Here is a 19,312-nt window from a genome sequence, read left to right as displayed (position 1 = left end):
CTTATTTTAATGTGATGTTTGCGCCAATAATAAATGTCCGTACCAAAGGATAATTGCCTCCGGTGTCGCCGGTTGCGGCGTAGTTAGCTTCTGGGTCCCATCCAAACCAATTAGTAAAAGTTGCCAGGTTACGACCGGTTACATATAAAGTAAGCGCGCTGAGCTTTAGCTTATCGGCCAGTGAATTAGGCATGGTGTAACTAAAAGTAGCATCTTTAATACGCGTAAAGTTTGCCTTTTGCGGGTAGCCGTAGTTAAGGTAATTTACATAGTTAATTGACGGACGGACATCGCTTTGGTTAGTTGGTGTCCAGTAGCCAAGGCCGCTCACAACGTTTTGCCTGCCACCATAGTCAACAAAATTGGTCAGCTGGTTATATTTGGTAACGCCCTGTACTGTTTGGATGAATACACTCAGGTGAAAGTTTTTGTAATGCCACGCGCTGGTAACGCCGCCCGTCCACTTTGGTGTTGATTGCCCAAGGATGGTCTGGTCTTTACCATCAGATGTAATAACGCCGTTATGATCCAGATCGGCAAATTTTAAATCGCCGGGGATGGCACCTGGATCTTGTTTGGACGGATCTTCGCCAACTTTCCATACGCCAACCTGCTTGTAATCATAAATAACATAAATGGGTTTGCCAATGAAAAGGCGGTTACCGATATCATCTTTTTTATCGCCATACAGGTCGAGAATCTTGTTGTTGTTGGCCGCGAAGTTGAAATTGGTTTCCCACCTAAAATCGCCGCTAACGATGTTTTGGGTACGTAAAGTAACCTCAATACCTTTATTGCCAACCTTACCTACGTTGGATACAATGTTGAGGTAGCCGGTAGCGGCAGGTAGCTGGCGGTAAAGCACCAGATTTTTAGTGGTGGTTTTGTACCCTTCAATAGTACCACTAACGCGACCTTTAAACAAGCTGAAATCGATACCTATATTAGCGCCATAAGTGCTTTCCCATTTCAGGTCGCTGTTGCCCAATATATCAGCAACAATACCTGTTGTAGGCTTGCCGCCGGACGGGATGCTGGTGGTTGAAAATGTAGTAACTGTTGAATTAGGTACTACTGCCGATTGGTTGCCTGATAAACCATATGAGCCACGTAGTTTAAGGTTATCGATAAATTCAGCCTTTTTCATGAACGCTTCATTACTCACGTTCCAGGCTATTGCAACAGATGGGAATGTACCATATTTATTAGTATTACTGCCAAATGCCGAGTAACCGTCACGACGGGCTGTGGCTGTAATCAGGTAACGGCTATCATAACTATAGTTAATCCTTGCCATTTGCGATACAATGGTGGTTTTGATGTACGATGAAGAAGCCGAGAACGTAGAAGCGCCCTGCAAGGCATTAAACTGCAGCGCATCGTTAATAAAGCCTGATGCATTGATGGTTGATGAATACTCACGGTTCTGCTGGGCGCTGTACAAGCCGGTAAAATCGATATGGTGTTTATTCCAGTTCTTCTCGTATGTCAAAATGTTTTCAACCACCCAGTTGTTGCGTTCGCCATTGCTTACTGTTGCCGAGCAATTGGTGATATCGCCGGCCAATCGGCCCTGGTAATATTGATACAGGGTAGGGAGGTAGTTGTAACTGGCATTAACACGGTATTTTAGCCCGGCCAATGGTTTTACTTCAGCATAAACGTTGGTTATGAAGTTCTCGCGCCTGTCGTTCCGTGTTGTTGTAAGGCCAAGCATAGGGCTTTGAAAAGCCAGATCGCCCGACATGGGGAAAATTGTATAATTGCCATCCGGGTCTTTAAACCTACCATAAGGACTCATTTGCATAGCCTGCTGCAGGTTTACGCGTCCGCCGTCAAAGTTATTGAGTGTCATGTACAGGTTAGCGCCAACAGTTAAAAAGCTGGCCAGGGTTGCGTCAATGTTTGAGCGGATGCTCCCGCGTTTATTCTGGAAGCCTTTAAGCAAACCCTTCTCGCGGAAGTAATCGCCCGATACAAAGTATCTTACATCCTTGCCGCCACCGGTAATGCTCAGGTTATGGTCCTGAATAAAGCCCTGTTGTGAAATTTCCTTTAGCCAGTCGGTAGTTTTCCCGGCAGCATAATTTTCCTGCTCATATTGGTTCGGAACGGGGAAATTATTGTCTACACCAGCTTCCAGTTTGTAGTCGGCATATTTCTGCACATACTCCGCCGGACCCATAGGTTTCACCTTATGTGCAAAATATTCCGGACCCGCGTAGTTGCTGAACGAGATAGACGCTTTACCAGCTTTACCATGCTTAGTGGTAATCAATAATACGCCGTTAGCGCCTCGGGTACCATAAATGGCAGTGGCCGATACATCTTTTAGTATATCTATTGAGGCGATATCATTGGTGTTGATGTCATTTAGGGAGAGGCTCTGAAACGGCGTCCCGTCAATAACAATCAGCGGGTCCGTGCTGCCTGTAATCGTATTAACGCCACGAACCACAATGCTGGGGCTTTCGCCAGGAGCGTTTGTCCCTGTGGTGATGTTGACACCGGCCACAGTACCTTCCATGGCCTGTAACACGTTTGGTGCCGGTATTTCGGACAAACGGGCCTTAGGTACCGAAGACACGGAACCTGTAACATCAGATCGTTTGGCTGTACCGTAGCCTATGACAACCACATCGGCCAGCGTTTTGTTGATGGATGTCATCATGATCTGCATTGGCGTGGATTGGTTTGTTTTAACCTCAACAGGATGATAGTTTACTGCCGATATCTCCAATATAGCGCCGGTAGCAACTTCAATTTTAAAGGAGCCATCGGGATTAGCAACCGTTCCTTTGGTTGTGTTTTTAATTTTAACGGTCGCGCCGCTAACGCCTTGTAGTGTTAGGCTGTCAATTATCCGGCCGCTAACCAGTCGGTTTTGCGCGTTGGCCATGAAGCTTCCTATAACGAATAGGAAAAGCATCATAAGCTTTAATGTCATCTTACCCCAACACCGGGAGCAGGTATCCCCGGGTAAGGTTGAAGAGTGCATGTTGATTGGTGGTCGTTGTTTCATCATAGCTCTAATTGTTTGGGTTTTAATAAAAGTTAATTCATTGATCTGTGATTAAAATGGTAAAAACTGGCAGAAGAAATATTGTTACGTTAACGATAACAATATGAACGTGTACGTACACGTAAACAAATTTATTTGTTTTTAATAATTTTCCAAATGTTTTGGGATTTTATTTATTGATTAAGGCGAAAAATGTTCGAAAAAGAGAGGTTAGCAGGTTTTTAGGTGTATAAAAACCATAAAATCACGGCATTCAGGCAGGAAAACAGAAGGAACAGTTAATGATATTTACGAGAAGTGTATTTGCCCGAAAAATTCAGGGCGATGGAAGTCGGGATTCGGGGTATCAACGTAAACCCATGAAAAATAATGGGGTTGTGGGAGCATATCGCCGCATTTGGTAAAATTAGCTTCACAGGTAGTGTTTCGAAACGAAGAGATGTTGCTAAATGGAAATGCCACAATGGGAATATAAATGTTGATTTTCCAATTGATCAACCCGGTTTTATTTTGATTGCTGATAGAAAGCTCAAGATTTTGTTCTATTTTTTGCAGAATGTCAATCGGCAAAAACTCTCGCTGATACCTGTCAGGTCCGTAAGCAGCTTTTATTGAACCAAGGCAATTAAACTCAAAATTGTAATAATTAATGTCGCCAGGAAGTCGGAAGAAAAACTCGACACAGTTATCAAAGTGAACGTCATCATTGAAACTTCTTTTCTTCGCTTGTAAAAATTGATCGAAAACATCAAAAGCCAGCCATAGGCCTTTGCCATCATGAGCAATGCCAACCCGCAACTCCTGCTGTAAGGCAGTATCCCATAAAGCATGCTGAAGGCTTAACGTAACCATATCGCAGCCTTTTGCAGAAAAAGGAATAACGGTTTCTGTTGAGATCATGAGTGTTGTACAATCAAGGACAAGCTTTGAAATAATAGCTTATAATAACGATGCGCTTTGTGTATCAAGATATAAGATAGCATTATGGTGTTTGCGCAGGATGGTTGATGGGAACTCGACAGAAACAGGCTTGTTCAGCGTTTTTCTTACCGCCCCGGCTTTATTGACCCCCGGTACCATGCAAAATATGTGTTTTGCAGCTACCAAGATCGGGATGGTTAGTGTTAGTGCTTTTACCGGTACGTCACCCAGCTGGTTAAAACAACCATCGTTAACTTGTTGTTGTCTGCAGACGCTGTCGAGCGTAACTATCTTTATAATTTCTGGATCAGTAAAATCGGCCTGAAATGGTTCATTAAAAGCAAGATGGGTGTTTTCACCTATTCCCATAAAAACAATATCAGGCGGGTTTTGATTAAGCAGGCGGGCGTAACGTTCACGTTCCGTATTTATATCCGTTGTATTGCCATTTATGTAATTTATGCTCCGGAAATTGGCGTGACCAAATATGGCTTCTTTTAAAAAGTTCCCAAAGCTTTGAGGCGCATCTGCAGGTAAACCCAGGTACTCGTCCATGTGAAAAGCGTTAATCCTTTCCCATTCAACGGAATCATCATTTTTCAGGCTCTCTAAAAAAGCTGACTGTGAGGGGGCCGCCGCGAAAATGATGTTGATATGCTCTTTTTCGCTCAGTAATTTATTTATCGTTACTGCGGCATCGGCGGCAGCTTTCGCGCCGAGCGCTTGCCTGTCGGCCAGGATGATAACGTTTAGGTTTTCGTATGTCGTTTTCATTTGATTATCAATTAAGCCTTGCTCAGGCTTTGTAAATAGTTTGTCCTTTAACAATGGTTTGCAAAACGTCAAAATCGTCGGTCATCAGTACCAGGTCTGCATCTTTACCTGCTGTTAATGAGCCTTTCTGCTGATCAACGCCCATTACTCTGGCCGGATTTATCGTCATCATTTTTATCGCCTCAACTAATGGCACATCTGCCAGTTGAACCATGTTTTTAATCAACTTATCACATGTTACCACGCTGCCCGCAAACGCCGAGCGATCAGGTAGTTTAGCTACATCATCTTCTACAATAACTTTAAAATTATCTTCGAGGGTGCCGAGATAGCTCTCACCAGGAGGTAGCCCCGCGGCACGCATGGCATCTGTGATCAGTGAAATATTATCATATCCTTTCAGCTTGCAAACCAATTTAAGCAGGGCAGGGGGAAGGTGCACACCATCGGCAATGATCTCTACAGTCATGTTATCCAGAAAGTACGTAGCCTCAACAGAACCGGCATAGCGGTAAGCATCCTTCCGGAATACGGTGGACATGCAGCTGTAGAAATGCGTTACATGCGTGAAACCGTTGTCAAAGGCCTCAATTACATCTTCAAAAACAGCGTCAGTATGTGCTATGGCGGCTAATACATTTTTGCTTTTCAGGTATCTGCCAAAATCCATTGCACCGGGTAGTTCGGGGGCGGCACTCCAGCGTTTTACAAAAGGAAACCTTTCAATGATCCGGGTGTATTCCGCAGGATCAGGATCTTTGATATAAAGTGGGTTTTGCGCTCCTTTTTGTTCCATCGAAACGTAGGGGCCTTCAATATGAAAACCAATAAATTCGGCTCCGTTATGATTAAGTTTTGAGGCCGATTCATAGCATTCCAAAGTCTTCTCCAAATCAGCAAAGCTGGAACTCAGGCTGGTTGGCGTCATGGCGGTAGTACCAAACCGCGCGTGCATTTCGGCTATCTTTAAATAAGCTTTAACGTTGTTGTCCATAAAATCAAAACCGCCTCCGCCATGCACATGGATATCAATAAAACCGGGACATAAAAGGTTACCCTTGGCATCAATTTCATTGTCGCAGGTAAAATCAACCGGACCGTTTTCAATGGCCTTGATCCGCCCGTTTTCAGTTATTAAAGTGCCGTTTGGGTATATGCCATTGGGCGTTATAATGCGCGCGTTACTTATTTTTAAAAAAGTCGACATTAATTGCTTCTCAGTTTCCATGTATTTAGTTTATAACCCCGTAATGCGAAAAATACCAAATATGAGTAACAGGGCAGTAATATAACGTACGCATTTTGCAGGCCTATGTGATCGGCCAAATAACCATAAATCAGTGGCATTATCGCGTTTCCACATAAGCCCATGATCAGTAATGAACTTCCAACCCGTACCTTATCTCCTAAGCGTTCAAGTGCCAGCGGCCATATGCAGGCCCAAATCATTGAATTGGCCAGGCCCAGCATCGTTAAAAATATAACTGATGCGCTTAAGGTATTACCCCAAATAGAAATTTGCAAATGACAAAGTAAAACAAGTGATGATAGCGACAAACCTAATACACTGCAGATGCGTAAAGCGGTTAGCTGCGAAAACTTCCAGGGTACAAATACGATGCCTAAAAAGTAGCCGCAAATAGTCATGAATAAAACAGCAGAAGGAAAATAGCGGGCTTTTTCCATCGGTAATCCCATATCTCGGGTGTAGCTGATCACCGTATCTATAGCTACAACCTGCGAGCCTACATGAAAAAATATAGCCAAAGCTCCTAATATTAGATGAGGATAATGGATGATCTTTTGCGGTGCTGGCGCCTGTTCATCCGTCTTTTGCACATCAATTTCGGGTAAGATAGGGAATCTTACAAGTGCTCCCAAAGCAACGAGTACCACGGAAACTGTAATGTACGGCGGAATAACCCTGCGGATAAAGCTGATAAGGAAAACCTCTTTTGCGGCGGGCGGCATATGGTGTAGTGCATCCAGAAATTGTTGGTCTTTATTCAAAAAGATAAATGAGCCCAAAAAAACGGGAGCAATTATCCCTGCAACTTTATTACAGATACCCATAATACTGATGCGGCGCGCGGCATGTTCCTGTTTGCCTAACAGCGTAACGTAAGGATTAACAACGGTTTGTACTATGGCAAGACCTGTGCCTATTATCAATAAAGCCAGTAGAAAAATAGCATATTGCTTAAAATAGGCGGCAGGGATAAAGAGCAGCGTACCGGTTGCCATGATCCAGAAACCGAGACTCATTCCGGTTTTGAAACCACGTTTTTTGAGCAAGTACGTAGCGGGTAATGAAATAACCAAATAGGAGATATAAAAGGCAAATGCCACCAGGTAAGAAGAAAAATGATCCAACTCGAAAGCTGTCTTAAAAAAGGGAATGAGAATAGCGTTTACCCAGGTAACAAAACCAAACGCAAAAAACATTGCACAAAGCAACAGTATGGGTAATAATGTTTTTGGTTTTGTCATGGTTTGTTTTCGTGTACGTACACGGTGCAATAATAGTGATTTTTGTATATCAAAAAAATATTTTTTAATTATCTGCGTAAATCGGGTGCCAATGGATTGTGTTGATACAGTAGGGGAAGCCTTTGCGTTGTAAGACCAACTTAGCCGCGTCAATTTTTCTTTCAAATAGCGACAATAATATTTGGAAAATTAAAATCAACAAGATAATTTCGTTTTATCGTGTACGTACACGATAAAACGAAATTAAGTTATGAAAAACCTCCGGCCCAATTTCAAGAGATTTACGAAGCACTGTTTATTAGTAGTGTTATTACTTTGTTCAATTGCTGTTAAAAGTCATGCGCAGGATAAGTTAAAGGTGAAAGCCTTTCACGTCGATCTGCGGATCCAGGTAATGACCATTCCTGCGTTAAAACAACTGGCCCTAAAGTTGCATAACCAGGGCATCAATACATTGATTATGGAGTGGGAGGGTTCATATCCTTATAGCGGGGAATCGGTTATCTCCAATAAGTATGCTTACACACGCGCAGAGGTAAAAGATTTTATAAAATACTGTGGTAGCCTGCATATAGATGTTATCCCTTTACAGCAAACGTTTGGGCATGTCGAATACATCTTACGGCATTATAAATATGCCGCGTTAAGGGAAGATGATAAGGATTTTTCGCAGGTATGCCCAAGCGAACCTGAACTGAACCGGCAATTGTTCACCAAGTTGATCAAAGATATGATCAGCCTGCATGATTCGCCGTACGTACACATTGGTGGCGACGAAACCTTTTTATTAGGCCACTGTGAAAAATGCAAAAAGAAAGCTGCCGAAGTAGGACTGTCACGACTATACTTTGATCATATCAAACTCATTTGCGATATTGTTAGCAACTTGGGTAAGAAACCGGTAGTATGGGCAGATATCGCCCTAAAATACCCCGACTATATTCACTTGTTGCCTAAACAAACAGTTTTTGTTGACTGGAATTATGGCTGGAACCCAAATCTTTTTGGCAACCGTGATAAGCTGCTGGCAAGTGGCTATGAAGTTTGGGGAGCGCCGTCTATCCGTAGCGAACCTGATAATTTTTATATTGAAAAGTGGTGGAACCATTTTGAGAATATCCACAATTTTATCCCGCAGATCAAACAGTTACATTATCAGGGCGTGGTGATGACTTCCTGGTCAACCTCGGGCGCTTACTCAACGGTATTTGACTCTAATGACGATCCGGTGGCTTTATATCCCATCCGTCGTGTTTACCCCTTATCGGCATTTAACATGCTCATTACAGCCTACACTGAGGCGGTTAAAAGTAACCAGCCATTGGATATATCCGCTTTTACCCGTGATTACTGCAAAACTAATTATGGGTTTAGTCTGGCGGATGCAGACCTGTTCAGGAAAGCCCTGTTTACGGCTCCTTATCCTGTTGCGTTTGGTAAGGTAAAAAGCAAAACAGATTTATCGCTTGATAATTTAGCTGACAGTACGCGTTCCGCGTTAAATACCTTGAATAAATTGAAGCCACAGAAAAACCAGCAGGAGTTTGAGCATTACCGTTTAATGGCCGAAATCAGGTTGTTTTACCTAAACACGTTACAGTTGGAAGCCGCTATGAACAGCGATGAATTTAACGAAGGCGTGAAAGGGAAATACCGTGCCACTGCAGTTGCATTAAAGGATCAATCCGTTAAACTTGATGAAAAATTTGACCGGCTTAACGGCGGGTTTTTAAAAGCGGGTGAACTGACTGATGAAAAGGCGCTTCGCAACGCCAAGCTTAATGAGCTTTTCGATAAGCTTGTGAAATAGATTTGGAACGAAGAAACACCTCTGAAAACATTTTCAGAGGTGTTTCTTCTGATCATTTCAAGTTTTACAAAGATTAATTTATTTGATCATTGTTCTGACTTCAACATCATATAAGTTTTGACGTTGCCGTTTTTTAACTACAATGCTATCGATGCCCTATACCGTTGATTAATTAAAGACCAACTTTGATAAGTAGAACAAGTACGGGACAGTCTAAATTAAAATGCATTATACTGATCAAAACAATTTTACAATCAACAGATCAAAATAATTGCCGGTGCCGGGTATTTTTTAGCGCAAAAAAGAAAATAATTCGCATATTTACCACCCGATGAAAATCGGACATAAGACTCCGTAGCTCAGCTGGTAGAGCAAATGACTCTTAATCATTGGGTCGAGAGTTCGAATCTCTCCGGGGTCACTGAAAATCAACAAAAAAGCCTCACGATTTTTCGCGAGGCTTTTTTGTTGCACACATTTCTCACACAAATTATATCCACTAAAGCACTTTAAATTGAAACAGCGCAGATTCAGAAGTATTACCGTTCGAGTCGCGGGTAACCACTTTCCAGTAAAATGTGGTTGCCTGTTTTACTGGTAGCTTGTTGTAAAAGCTGTCTTTTACTTTGGCTGCAACCAATGGCGGCGTGGTACTATCGCCAAAGTACAGATCGTAATTCAGGATATCATTATCTACATCGCTGCCTTTCCATGTTAAGTTATATGTATGCTCGGTTGAGGTGGCAACGTTTGCGCCTACAGCGGGGCTTACCGCTTCGGCAGGGAAGGGAGCGTATGATACTACTCCCGGACCCGAATTGTAAAATTTCCAGGTATCGCTTTGCGTTTTGGCATCAGTGTTTTTTGATGATAAGGAAACAACGTTCCATGAATAAGGGGTGTTGCGATCAAGTGTTACTTCTAACTGCGTTTGCGTGGCCGATTGTGAGACGCTCGCGCCGGTAAGGAGGTTTTTTATACTGATCGAGTAACTGTCGGCATTGCTGGCGCTGCCCCATTTAAATACCACTTTGCTTTGAGTAGCGGATACAACGGTGCCTTGGTTACACAATTCGTCTTTTGCCGGAAACAGCAATGCCGAAACACCGGGTCCTGGCGGAGGTTGCGGTGGAGTATCGCCGCCGCCGCTTTTGCCGCAGCCTGTTGCTATCAATAATATGGTTATATAGGCAAGTAATTTTCTCATTTTTTGATGATCTTGAAAACCGACTCAACGTTGTCGGCCAGCATATTTAAAGAATAGGTTCCGTTTTTTAACCCTGCCAGGTTAAGCTGAACAACTCCTGCCTGGTTATGAAATTTTTGCTGATATAATAACCGGCCATCAGCAATGTTAAATACCCTGATGGTGCAATTGTTTACTACGGTATCACCAAGGTTAACATTTAAGATATCCAGGAAAGGATTTGGATAAGGCAGCGCGTTATCACTCACCGCAATGGTTTTTTCGATAATTCCCTGGCAAAGCTTATCTGTTGCTACCACGAGCTTATTGTTGCCTTTACGTAATGGTAATGAAATAGAATTATCGGTAGTATGATAAACCGTACCATTCAATTCAACCGCGTAATTATCGCTGCCGTTTAAGCTCAGGTTAACGGTTTGAGTCGCTTTGTTAACAGATGAAAATACCGACAGGTCCTGAGGTTGGGTGATCACAAGATCATAACACTGTTTATAGTCGGCCTGACCATCAACGGTGATGCAAACGTTATAAGTTCCTGCAGTTAAATTATCGATAGTTAAATTATTGGTAAACGTATATTGCTTATTTAACCCGTTGCCGGTTAGCACAGCCTGGTAGGAGAGTGACTGTATTGCTGTAATACCGATAATGCCGTTGTTTTCGCCTTTGCAGGTAGCGCTTGTTGCCGATACTTTGAAATTACTTGCCGGTAAGGTATAAATGACAGTAACCGTAATTTCATCAGATGTTAAGCTAATACCTGCATGGGTTAAGGTAACGCTATAATTTCCGGATTCGGTAGCCTTAAAGGTTTGCTGCGTTGCCCCGCTGATATTTTTACCGTTCTTCATCCACTGATAAGCATAATCGCTGCCGATAGTGGCATAAAGTGTAACGCTACCACCGCTTACAAAAGTTGTTTGGCCACCGGCTGTAACTTTAGGCTTGGGTGTAAATAAGAAGCCGGTGATAGAACCGGCGCCGGCAGGCGATTCAAGGTAGATATCACCTTCGGCTCCGTCGCCAACGGTTGCAGTGATCCGGTCATCGCCCTGCACAACGAATGCTTTGGCCGGTACCGAACCAAACCCTAAGCGGGTAGTATTTAGGAAGCCATGACCTGTTATGGTAACAACTGTTCCCGCTACAGCCACTTTTGGTGAAAACCCGGTTATGGCGGTTGGTGGTACCACCACAAAGCCTTTTATAGTTGCCGAACCGCGCGGTGTGGTAACTATGATATCGCCACCGACAGCACCCCGGCCCACATAGACAAACAGTCCTGTTGCCGATTCGCTTGAAAATGATGCTGCGGGCACGCCGCCAATTGTTACCGAGGTAACGTTGGTAAGGTTTGTGCCTGTTAAGTATACCCTTGAGCCTATAAAACCCTGTGCCGGAACAAAAGAGGCCAGTGTTGGTACCGGCTGCGGCTGAATGAATGTAAAGCCGTTGATATTAGCGGTGCCTGCCGGGGTGGTTATATACACCGTACCGCTGCTACCCGCGCCAACTATAGCCGTAATGCTGGTAGGGCTGTTTACTGTAAAAGAAGTTGCCGGGCTACTCATGAAGCGAACGTCGGTAGTCCCGGTTAGGTTAGTTCCGGTGATGGTTATCGGAGTGCCTACAGTGCCTGATGTGGGGCTTAGTGAAGTTAAAGTTGGCGGATACAAATAGGTAAAGCCCGGAAAGCTTACTGTATTGCCGTCGTTAGTAAGGGTTATATCGCCGCTTGCACCTGTATTGGCAGGTACGGCTGTGATTTTGGTATCACTAAGTATACTGAATGATTTTGCCCGCACACCGCCAAAGCTTACGCTGGTGACACTTTTCAAATTGCTGCCGTTAATTTCAACTGTTGAGCCTGCGTAGCCTGTGGCATCGGCCGAAGTGATAACGGGCGGCGCTATAAAAGTAAAGCCGGATCGTTTGGCTGTACCGCCGGGTGTCATTACGACTACATCGCCGCTGGCAGATGGGCCGACTATTGCTGTAATGGTTGTTGCTGAATTAACTACAAATGATTTTGCAGGCAGGCCACCAAAGCTCACCGCTGTAGCTCCTGTAAAATTACTACCTGTAATAGTAATTGTAGCACCTGCACCTGCACTGTTGGGAGTAAAATAAGATACAATCGGTGCACCTATAAAGGTGAAACCGGCCATGCTTCCGGTGCCTCCCGGGGTAGTAACAGCCACATTGCCGCTGCCCGCTGTATTTACTGTGGCAGTAATGCTTGTTGCGTTGTTTACGGTAAATGATTGCGCCGTATAGCTTCCAAAGGTAACCGCAGTTGCACCTGTAAAATTAGTGCCGGTTATATTTACTACACCGCCTGTGGGCGCGGTATTGGGCGTAAAGGCAGTAACGGTTGGTGGTACAATATACGCAAAAGTAGCCGTGCCGCCCGGTGTGGTCAATACCACATTGCCTGTAGGTGCTTTGCTGGCAACAGCAGTAACCACGCTTCGCGAATTTATTTTGAAAGATGTTACAGGTGTTCCACCTATACTCACATCAGTAGTACCTGTAAAATCGGAGCCGTTAATGACAACGGTATATGTACCGCCCGAAGATGTTGTTGACAATGACTGAATAACCGGCTTAGGTAGAAAATTGAAGGCATTAATTGCTACTGTACCATAAGGTGTGGTAAGTGTAATATCACCTGAGCGCCCGGTGCCAACTACAGCCGTGACCTTTGTGGCCGATTCAACGTTAAAACTTGTGGCAGGCACGCCCCCAAAGTAAACTGCCGATGTCCCTGTAAGGTTAACGCCGGTAATGGTAACGGTTTTGCCCTCGCCGGTAATTTGTGGCGTAAATGATGTAATGCCTGGGGTAAGTAGTCCCGATTGATTAATTAATAACGAAACATAGTAAGTATTGGATTCGACGATGTCTGGCTTGCCGTCGCCATTAACATCGCCTACAGCAATGCCGAGCGGGTATTGGCCGGCATCAAAACTTATCGGGCCGCTAAATACCAAGGCGGTGCCCGTACTTTTATTAGATAACAATTTTGCTGTACCGCTATCGTGATCAAGAAAAGCAAGGTCCGGTCGGCCATCGCCATCCATGTCGTTCATTACCAGATCGTCGGAATATAATTCGGTATAAAAATCAACTTTGGTATCAAACGATATATTGCCCGGAGTGCTTGTATTGCGCAAACCACAACCCGTTTTCATTTCACCAAAAAAGGGGTGGTTGACTACTCCAACGTCGGGCTTGCCATCGTTGTTCATATCGCCAACGGCTATATTATAGGGCGAATTGCCGGCAAGAAAATCTTTTTTTGTATCAAACGAAATAGATGAACCGGAAGTGGTGTTTCTTAAAACAGAAATTGTAGCACCTTCATGATTGCCGGTAACAATATCGGCACGCCCATCGCTATCCATATCAACAATTTCAACATCAAATGGAGCAGCACCGGTTACAAAATCGACTTTAGGATCAAAAGAGAGCGCGCCTGGTTTGCTCGTATTTTTGTATACCGAAACTACATCGCCTACCTGATCAATTACCACTATATCCGGTTTGCCGTCGAGGTCAAGATCGCCCGCTTGGAGACCAAAAGCGCTTATTGGCTCTTTGCCAAAAGTAATGCCTTTAGCAAAGGAAATCTGGCTGCCGCTGCTTGTGTTAAGATATGTAGTGAATGTTGGTGACCGATAATTGGCAACAGCCAGATCGGGCAATCCGTCACCATCCAAATCTGCAGCTATAACTTTTATCGGGTCTGCATCATTACTGATGAAAAAATCGGCATTAGGGCCAAAAGGCTTTGTGCTGCTGCCATTATTTTTATAGATGCGTACGCCACCGCCCAGGCCTGTTGTGAGCACTACAAGGTCGGGCTTGCCATCGGCATTAATATCGGCGGTAGTAACAGATCCTGTATAATTATTATCGTCTACCGGGAGGTTCAATTTGGGGGCAAATGCATTGTGGGTTGTAAATACATTACCGCCGTTATCGTAAGTAATAATAAACGGCTTGGCCGAGTATCCTGTTAGGTTATTAGCAGTAACGGCAACCGGTTGAAACGTTGCCCCGGCTGGTACAATAGCCGTTATAGCGCTATTAGTAGCTGATTTCAATGTTGCTTTGGCTGCGCCAAAAAATACAGCATTCAGCGCTGCATTGGCATTGAAGTTTTTACCGCTGATAGTAACTACGGTGCCCGCCGGACCGGAGGCCGGTGAAATACTGGCAACTATGGGCGCTTGCGCATGTAACTGTATTCCGAAAAGCATCAGGATAAAGAAAGCAATACAATGTTTAATGTAATGGGTTATTGATATTTCGAGGAGTTTAGGTAAAGATTTATTCATGCAGTTGTGATAGGCTCTTTGTTATCAAAACGTTTGGTTGTTTTTTAACGAGAACGGTTTAAGTTTGAGGCAAATATAGCAAAGCGCTTTTGAAAAGCCAGTCGTTTTTTACTTAAAAGAAAATTGTTTTATTGTTATTTGTATGTTAACAGATAAGTTCTGGTGATAAATTAAAATTTCGCAACAATGTGTTGATTTTGTTGTTGTAATTTTAATAAATGCTGCTTAAATTGTGGAACTTAACATCTACTCCTATGGAAAAAAGAAAATTGCTTAAAATTAACAAGCTTCAGTATGAAAGCTTAGTTAAGGACTTTATCGCCCAAAACGGCCTAAACGTTCAGTATTCTTATACTAAAGATCATTTTTACCTGTTTAGCGACGAGTCTACCATAAATCAACTTGAAACACAGGCTACAAGGATTAGCTAATAAAGTGTAAAATATAAAGGGCCAATAGTATTTACTATCGGCCCTCTTCAATTCTTTATTGATTATTACACCGCAGCGTAAAGTTCTTCCTGTTGCTTTTGAACTACGGAGCTGTTAATATATTCGTCGTAGGTCATGAGCTTATCAATATAGCCACCCGGGGTTAGCTCAACGATGCGGTTTGCAACCGTTTCAACCAATTCATGATCTCGCGAGGTGAAGAGTATGGTGCCACGGAAATCTTTCATACCATTATTGAGAGCAGTGATTGATTCCAGGTCGAGGTGGTTGGTTGGCTCATCAAACATTAAAAGATTAGCTTGTTGTAGCATCATGCGGCTAAACATGCAACGCATTTTTTCGCCACCAGAAAGTACGCTGCACTTTTTCATAACCTCTTCGCCCGAAAACAGCATCCGGCCTAAAAAGCCGCGGATAAACTGGTCGTCCTTTTCGCCTGGTGAATATTCGCGCAGCCAATCTATCAGATTATCAGTCTTGCCGTCAAAGTATTCGCTACTATCGTTAGGGATATCGGCAGCATTGATGGTTACGCCCCATTTAAAAGTACCTGTAAAGTCTTTATCCCTTCCGGTTAAAATATTGTAGAAAGCGGTGGTTGCCAAACTGTTTTGCGACAGGATGGAAATTTTATCGCCTTTATTTACTGTAAAAGTGATATTGTTGAATAACACTTCACCATTTAGCGTTTTGCCCAGGTTTTCAACCGTTAAGATCTGGTCACCGGCCTCACGACCAAGGTTGTTGAATATAATGCCCGGATATTTACGGTTTGATGGCTGGATCTCATCCAGGTTGATCTTATCCAAAGCCTTTTTACGGCTGGTTGCTTGTTTGGATTTTGACGCGTTGGCGCTAAACCTGCGAATAAATTCCTGAAGCTCTTTAACTTTATCTTCCGCCTTCTTATTCTGCTCGGCACGTTGTTTTAATGCTAATTGGCTTGATTCGTACCAGAAGGTATAGTTACCGGTATAAATGGTCATCTTACCAAAGTCGATATCTACCACGTGGGTACATACAGTATCAAGGAAGTGCCTGTCGTGCGATACAACCAATACAATAGCTTCATATGAGGCAAGGAAATCTTCGAGCCAGCTAATGGTGTGGATGTCCAAGTCGTTGGTAGGCTCATCCAGTAACAGGATATCGGGTTTTCCAAAAAGTGCCTGCGCTAATAGCACGCGTACTTTTTGAGTATTATCAAGGTCTTTAACCAATTGATAATGAAAATCTTCTTTAATGCCAAGGTTGCTCAATAGGGTAGCAGCGTTGCTTTCGGCATTCCAGCCGTCCATTTCTGCAAAAAGGTTTTCCAGTTCGCCGGCACGTTCTCCGTCGGCATCGCTGAAATCCTCTTTAAGGTAAATGGCGTCTTTCTCCTTCATTATGGCATACATTTCCTTGTGACCCATCATCACAGTTTCAAGAACTGTAAATTCGTCAAAAGCGTAATGGTTCTGGCTTAATACAGCCATACGCTCGCCTGGAGTAAAACTAACCGAACCGCTGGTTGGATCAATATCGCCCGAAAGAATTTTCAGGAATGTAGATTTACCCGCGCCATTAGCGCCGATAATACCATAACAATTGCCTTGTGTAAATTTCAGGTTAACGTCTTCAAATAAAGTCCGCTTACCGTAACGTAAAGAAAGATTGGATACCGTGATCATGCTGCACCTCTAATTTGGCGCAAAAGTAAGCTAAAAACTTCATTTTTACGACATACGGTGCCGATATTATGGATGGGGATTTTTTTGAGCAGCAATTTTCCCCATAAAATTAATTGATGGGCATACAATTACACAGAAATGATAATTGAATGTAAACTAAAAGCGCGTTTGGAGCGTTTTAAAGGTACATTTTGCCAATTATACTATAGTGGTACAGCCTTTGACTAACAACTGATATAACAATTCATTTAAATTATTTAACAATGGTCATGGGAGCTTTAATTATAGGTTTAATTATCATCAATGTGGTAATAGCCATCAACAATACTCAAAAACGCAAAGTATACTAAATACAAGCTTTGCAATAATGCTGGTGTTAGCTTAAAATATTAAGTAAACTTTGTGTTTCATGGTCGGCCAGTTTTTGTAGCGGACCTGATGCCAGCATTTTCATCATCATGCTAAGCTCAGCATTAATGGTGAATAAAATATCTGTATGGTCGTTATTGAAAGATAACGACCATTTTAATTCAAGATCAAATGGAGGTTTTTCAGCCGGAATAATTCTTACCAATTGATTGGGAATACGTTCCTCAATTTTCAAAGCAAGTTTGGCCATATTCTGGATGCTAAACCGCGCCTCGTCACGGGTAGATATCCATTCCTGGATATTATCGGGCATTAGCTGCTGATGATTATTAAAATCAGCCAAAAAATCATAAACCTCAGCTAAAGGTTTGTTAATGCTTATTGTACTTGTGAATGTATTCATTTTGGTAGATGTGAGATAAATTCGGCCGTCTATTAACAGTGAACCAAAATCATCGAAATCAAAAAAATCTGCGGTCTTAACTTGCTGCTATTTCGCCCCAGGTTGATGGGTTCTCGCGCCATTGTTTAAGCAGGTTTACATCTTTTTCGTTGATGAATTGGTGCTCTTCTGCATATTTAATCAGCGCATTGTAATTTGACAGCGTTACATATGGGCAATTAGCCAGTTTGAAGTTTTCGTCGGCGATATCGAAGCCATAAGTGAAGATGGCAGCGAGACCGGCAACATCATAACCAGCGGCACGCAAAGCTTCAACAGCCTGTAAACTGCTTTTACCGGTTGAAAGCAAATCTTCAATTACTACAACACGTTTGCCTGATGTAGTAACGGCATCACCTTCAATCATACTGCCTGTACCATGCTCTTTAGGTTTTGAGCGTACGTAGATGAAAGGAAGTCCTAATTCTTGTGCTACCAAAGCTCCCTGCGGAATACCAGCAGTAGCCACACCCGCTATACAGCCCACCGAACCAAATTTGTCCTGGATGGCTGCAACCAGCTGCTGCCTGATATAGGTGCGGATGGTTGGATGAGAAAGCGTAACGCGGTTATCGCAGTAAATTGGAGATTTCCAGCCCGATGCCCATGTAAAAGGATTATTGGGTTGTAATTTAATTGCTTTAATTTGCAGCAGGAATTCGGCTACTTGTTGTTCGATCTCATTATTAGTAAACATGGCTCAAAAATACAGAATTTATATTAACGAAAAGGTTATCCTGCTCACAGAATCTGAACCAAAGCATGCAGATAATTTTGAAAAGCTTGATGCAGAGACCTTTGACTTGAAAATTATATACACCTGGATTCTCGCTAATCCTAATAAACTGTTTTACATAAAAACGCCTAACGCCAAGGTATATTTAAAAGCCATCAAGAAGAATATTACACTTATTGAAGCTGCGGGCGGCCTGGTTATGAACACTAAGGGGCAATATTTATTCATTTATCGTAACGATAAATGGGATTTGCCTAAAGGCAAAATAGAAAAAGACGAGAAGGTAAAAGAAGCGGCAGTACGCGAGGTAGAAGAGGAGTGCGGTATAAAAGTTAGCGAACTGGGAGAAAAAATTTGCAAAACCTACCACGTTTATGTGAACCGCGGTGAAGTTGTACTAAAGAAAACACATTGGTTTGCCATGAAAAGCAAAGGCAAAGAAAAGTTAAAACCACAAAAAGAAGAAGGTATTACCGATGTGCGCTGGTTTGAGCATGAGCACATTGAGCCGATAATTGAAAATACATTTCCATCTATAATGGATGTACTCCATGAAGAAAAGCTGGTTACAAATAAGGTAATGCCTCTTTCGGAATAAACTGGCTTACATCGCCATTATACCGGATAATTTCGCGTACAATGGTTGAGCTAATGGATGAATAGCCTGGTTTACTTACTATAAATATGCTTTCGATATCTGGCGCGAGGGAATGGTTCATCTGCGCTATGGCTTTCTCATATTCAAAGTCGGATACGGTACGGATGCCCCTGATCATGTATGCGGCGCCTATGCTTTTACAAAAATCAACGGTAAGCCCTTCATAGGCTATCACATGGATCCGTTCGTCATGTTCAAAAACAGCCCTGATCATTTGTTCGCGCTGTTCTATAGTTAAGAGCCCTTTCTTGCTGCTGTTTACACCTATGCCAATATAAAATTTATCAAACAACTCAACAGATCGCTTAACAATATCAACATGTGCCTTTGTGATGGGATCAAAGGAACCTGGAAAAAGGGCTATCTTCATGCAGTAAAATTAGTGAATTGTTGATTGGTTGCTCAAGTGAAAATC

The 19,312-nt window shown here is 42.9% G+C and carries 14 protein-coding genes and 1 tRNA gene; 4 read left to right on the top strand and 11 right to left on the bottom strand.

Translation table 11 applies throughout. From position 1 onward, the window contains the following. Window position 1: 1 nt before the first annotated feature. The 5 genes from DUL71_RS10240 to DUL71_RS10220 all read right to left on the bottom strand — a co-directional run bounded on the left by DUL71_RS10240 (window position 2) and on the right by DUL71_RS10220 (window position 7,207). On the bottom strand, window positions 2-2,932 hold the full coding sequence (locus tag DUL71_RS10240) for a SusC/RagA family TonB-linked outer membrane protein (protein ID WP_161964411.1): 2,931 nt from the start codon (window positions 2,930-2,932) through the stop codon (window positions 2-4). Between the two features lie 378 nt (window positions 2,933-3,310). Further along, window positions 3,311-3,922 (bottom strand): carbohydrate-binding family 9-like protein, encoded by a 612-nt coding sequence (locus DUL71_RS10235; protein ID WP_114937987.1) that lies wholly within the window; start codon window positions 3,920-3,922, stop codon window positions 3,311-3,313. A gap of 39 nt (window positions 3,923-3,961) precedes the next feature. Further along, a complete protein-coding gene (locus DUL71_RS10230; RefSeq protein WP_114938529.1) occupies window positions 3,962-4,717 on the bottom strand; it encodes a glucosamine-6-phosphate deaminase in 756 nt (251 codons plus the stop codon). A 22-nt stretch (window positions 4,718-4,739) separates the two neighbouring features. Further along, window positions 4,740-5,945, bottom strand: coding sequence for an N-acetylglucosamine-6-phosphate deacetylase (gene nagA / locus DUL71_RS10225; protein ID WP_244228732.1), 1,206 nt, complete (start codon window positions 5,943-5,945; stop codon window positions 4,740-4,742). Next, window positions 5,924-7,207 (bottom strand): sugar MFS transporter, encoded by a 1,284-nt coding sequence (locus tag DUL71_RS10220; RefSeq protein ID WP_114937986.1) that lies wholly within the window; start codon window positions 7,205-7,207, stop codon window positions 5,924-5,926. The genes nagA and DUL71_RS10220 overlap by 22 nt, the downstream gene beginning before the upstream one ends. 250 nt (window positions 7,208-7,457) lie before the next feature. On the opposite strand from DUL71_RS10220, the gene DUL71_RS10215 reads away from it, so the two are divergent. Continuing rightward, complete coding sequence (locus DUL71_RS10215) at window positions 7,458-9,017, top strand: beta-N-acetylhexosaminidase (protein ID WP_114937985.1); 1,560 nt, start codon at window positions 7,458-7,460, stop codon at window positions 9,015-9,017. Window positions 9,018-9,365: 348 nt separating this feature from the next. Further along, a tRNA-Lys gene (locus tag DUL71_RS10210) sits at window positions 9,366-9,438 on the top strand. A 78-nt stretch (window positions 9,439-9,516) separates the two neighbouring features. On the opposite strand, the gene DUL71_RS10205 is transcribed toward DUL71_RS10210, so the two are convergent. Together DUL71_RS10205 and DUL71_RS10200 are read right to left on the bottom strand one after the other, a co-directional pair. After that, on the bottom strand, window positions 9,517-10,224 hold the full coding sequence (locus tag DUL71_RS10205) for a hypothetical protein (protein WP_114937984.1): 708 nt from the start codon (window positions 10,222-10,224) through the stop codon (window positions 9,517-9,519). Next, window positions 10,221-14,489, bottom strand: a complete 4,269-nt coding sequence (locus DUL71_RS10200) for a T9SS type A sorting domain-containing protein (protein WP_161964410.1) — start codon at window positions 14,487-14,489, stop codon at window positions 10,221-10,223. Before DUL71_RS10200 ends, DUL71_RS10205 begins: the two co-directional genes overlap by 4 nt. A gap of 332 nt (window positions 14,490-14,821) precedes the next feature. Between DUL71_RS10200 and DUL71_RS10195 the strand changes: the two genes are divergently transcribed. Continuing rightward, window positions 14,822-14,998: a hypothetical protein gene (locus tag DUL71_RS10195; RefSeq protein WP_154402355.1), complete on the top strand. Its 177-nt coding sequence runs from the start codon at window positions 14,822-14,824 to the stop codon at window positions 14,996-14,998. A gap of 65 nt (window positions 14,999-15,063) precedes the next feature. Here DUL71_RS10195 and DUL71_RS10190 read toward each other — a convergent pair whose 3' ends face one another. The 3 genes from DUL71_RS10190 to pyrE all read right to left on the bottom strand — a co-directional run bounded on the left by DUL71_RS10190 (window position 15,064) and on the right by pyrE (window position 18,200). Continuing rightward, window positions 15,064-16,692, bottom strand: coding sequence for an ABC-F family ATP-binding cassette domain-containing protein (locus DUL71_RS10190; protein ID WP_114937982.1), 1,629 nt, complete (start codon window positions 16,690-16,692; stop codon window positions 15,064-15,066). Between the two features lie 376 nt (window positions 16,693-17,068). Further along, the gene (locus DUL71_RS10185; RefSeq protein ID WP_114937981.1) at window positions 17,069-17,464 is read right to left on the bottom strand and encodes an SRPBCC family protein; all 396 of its coding nucleotides are present in this window, start codon (window positions 17,462-17,464) and stop codon (window positions 17,069-17,071) included. A 76-nt stretch (window positions 17,465-17,540) separates the two neighbouring features. After that, window positions 17,541-18,200 carry an orotate phosphoribosyltransferase gene (pyrE, locus tag DUL71_RS10180; RefSeq protein WP_114937980.1) on the bottom strand — a complete coding sequence of 220 codons (660 nt, stop codon included), beginning with the start codon at window positions 18,198-18,200 and terminating at the stop codon, window positions 17,541-17,543. Between pyrE and DUL71_RS10175 the strand changes: the two genes are divergently transcribed. Further along, on the top strand, window positions 18,199-18,837 hold the full coding sequence (locus DUL71_RS10175) for an NUDIX hydrolase (RefSeq protein WP_114937979.1): 639 nt from the start codon (window positions 18,199-18,201) through the stop codon (window positions 18,835-18,837). The two genes, pyrE and DUL71_RS10175, sit on opposite strands and share 2 nt — an antisense overlap. Here the strand turns inward: DUL71_RS10175 and coaD are convergent. Then, window positions 18,806-19,267 (bottom strand): pantetheine-phosphate adenylyltransferase, encoded by a 462-nt coding sequence (coaD, locus tag DUL71_RS10170; protein WP_114937978.1) that lies wholly within the window; start codon window positions 19,265-19,267, stop codon window positions 18,806-18,808. The genes DUL71_RS10175 and coaD overlap by 32 nt on opposite strands. Window positions 19,268-19,312 lie beyond the last annotated feature (45 nt).

This window comes from Mucilaginibacter endophyticus (assembly GCF_003351025.1).
Classification (GTDB): domain Bacteria; phylum Bacteroidota; class Bacteroidia; order Sphingobacteriales; family Sphingobacteriaceae; genus Mucilaginibacter; species Mucilaginibacter endophyticus.
The sequence above is the reverse complement of the archived record's forward strand: the minus strand, read 5'-3'. Positions and strand labels throughout refer to the sequence as shown.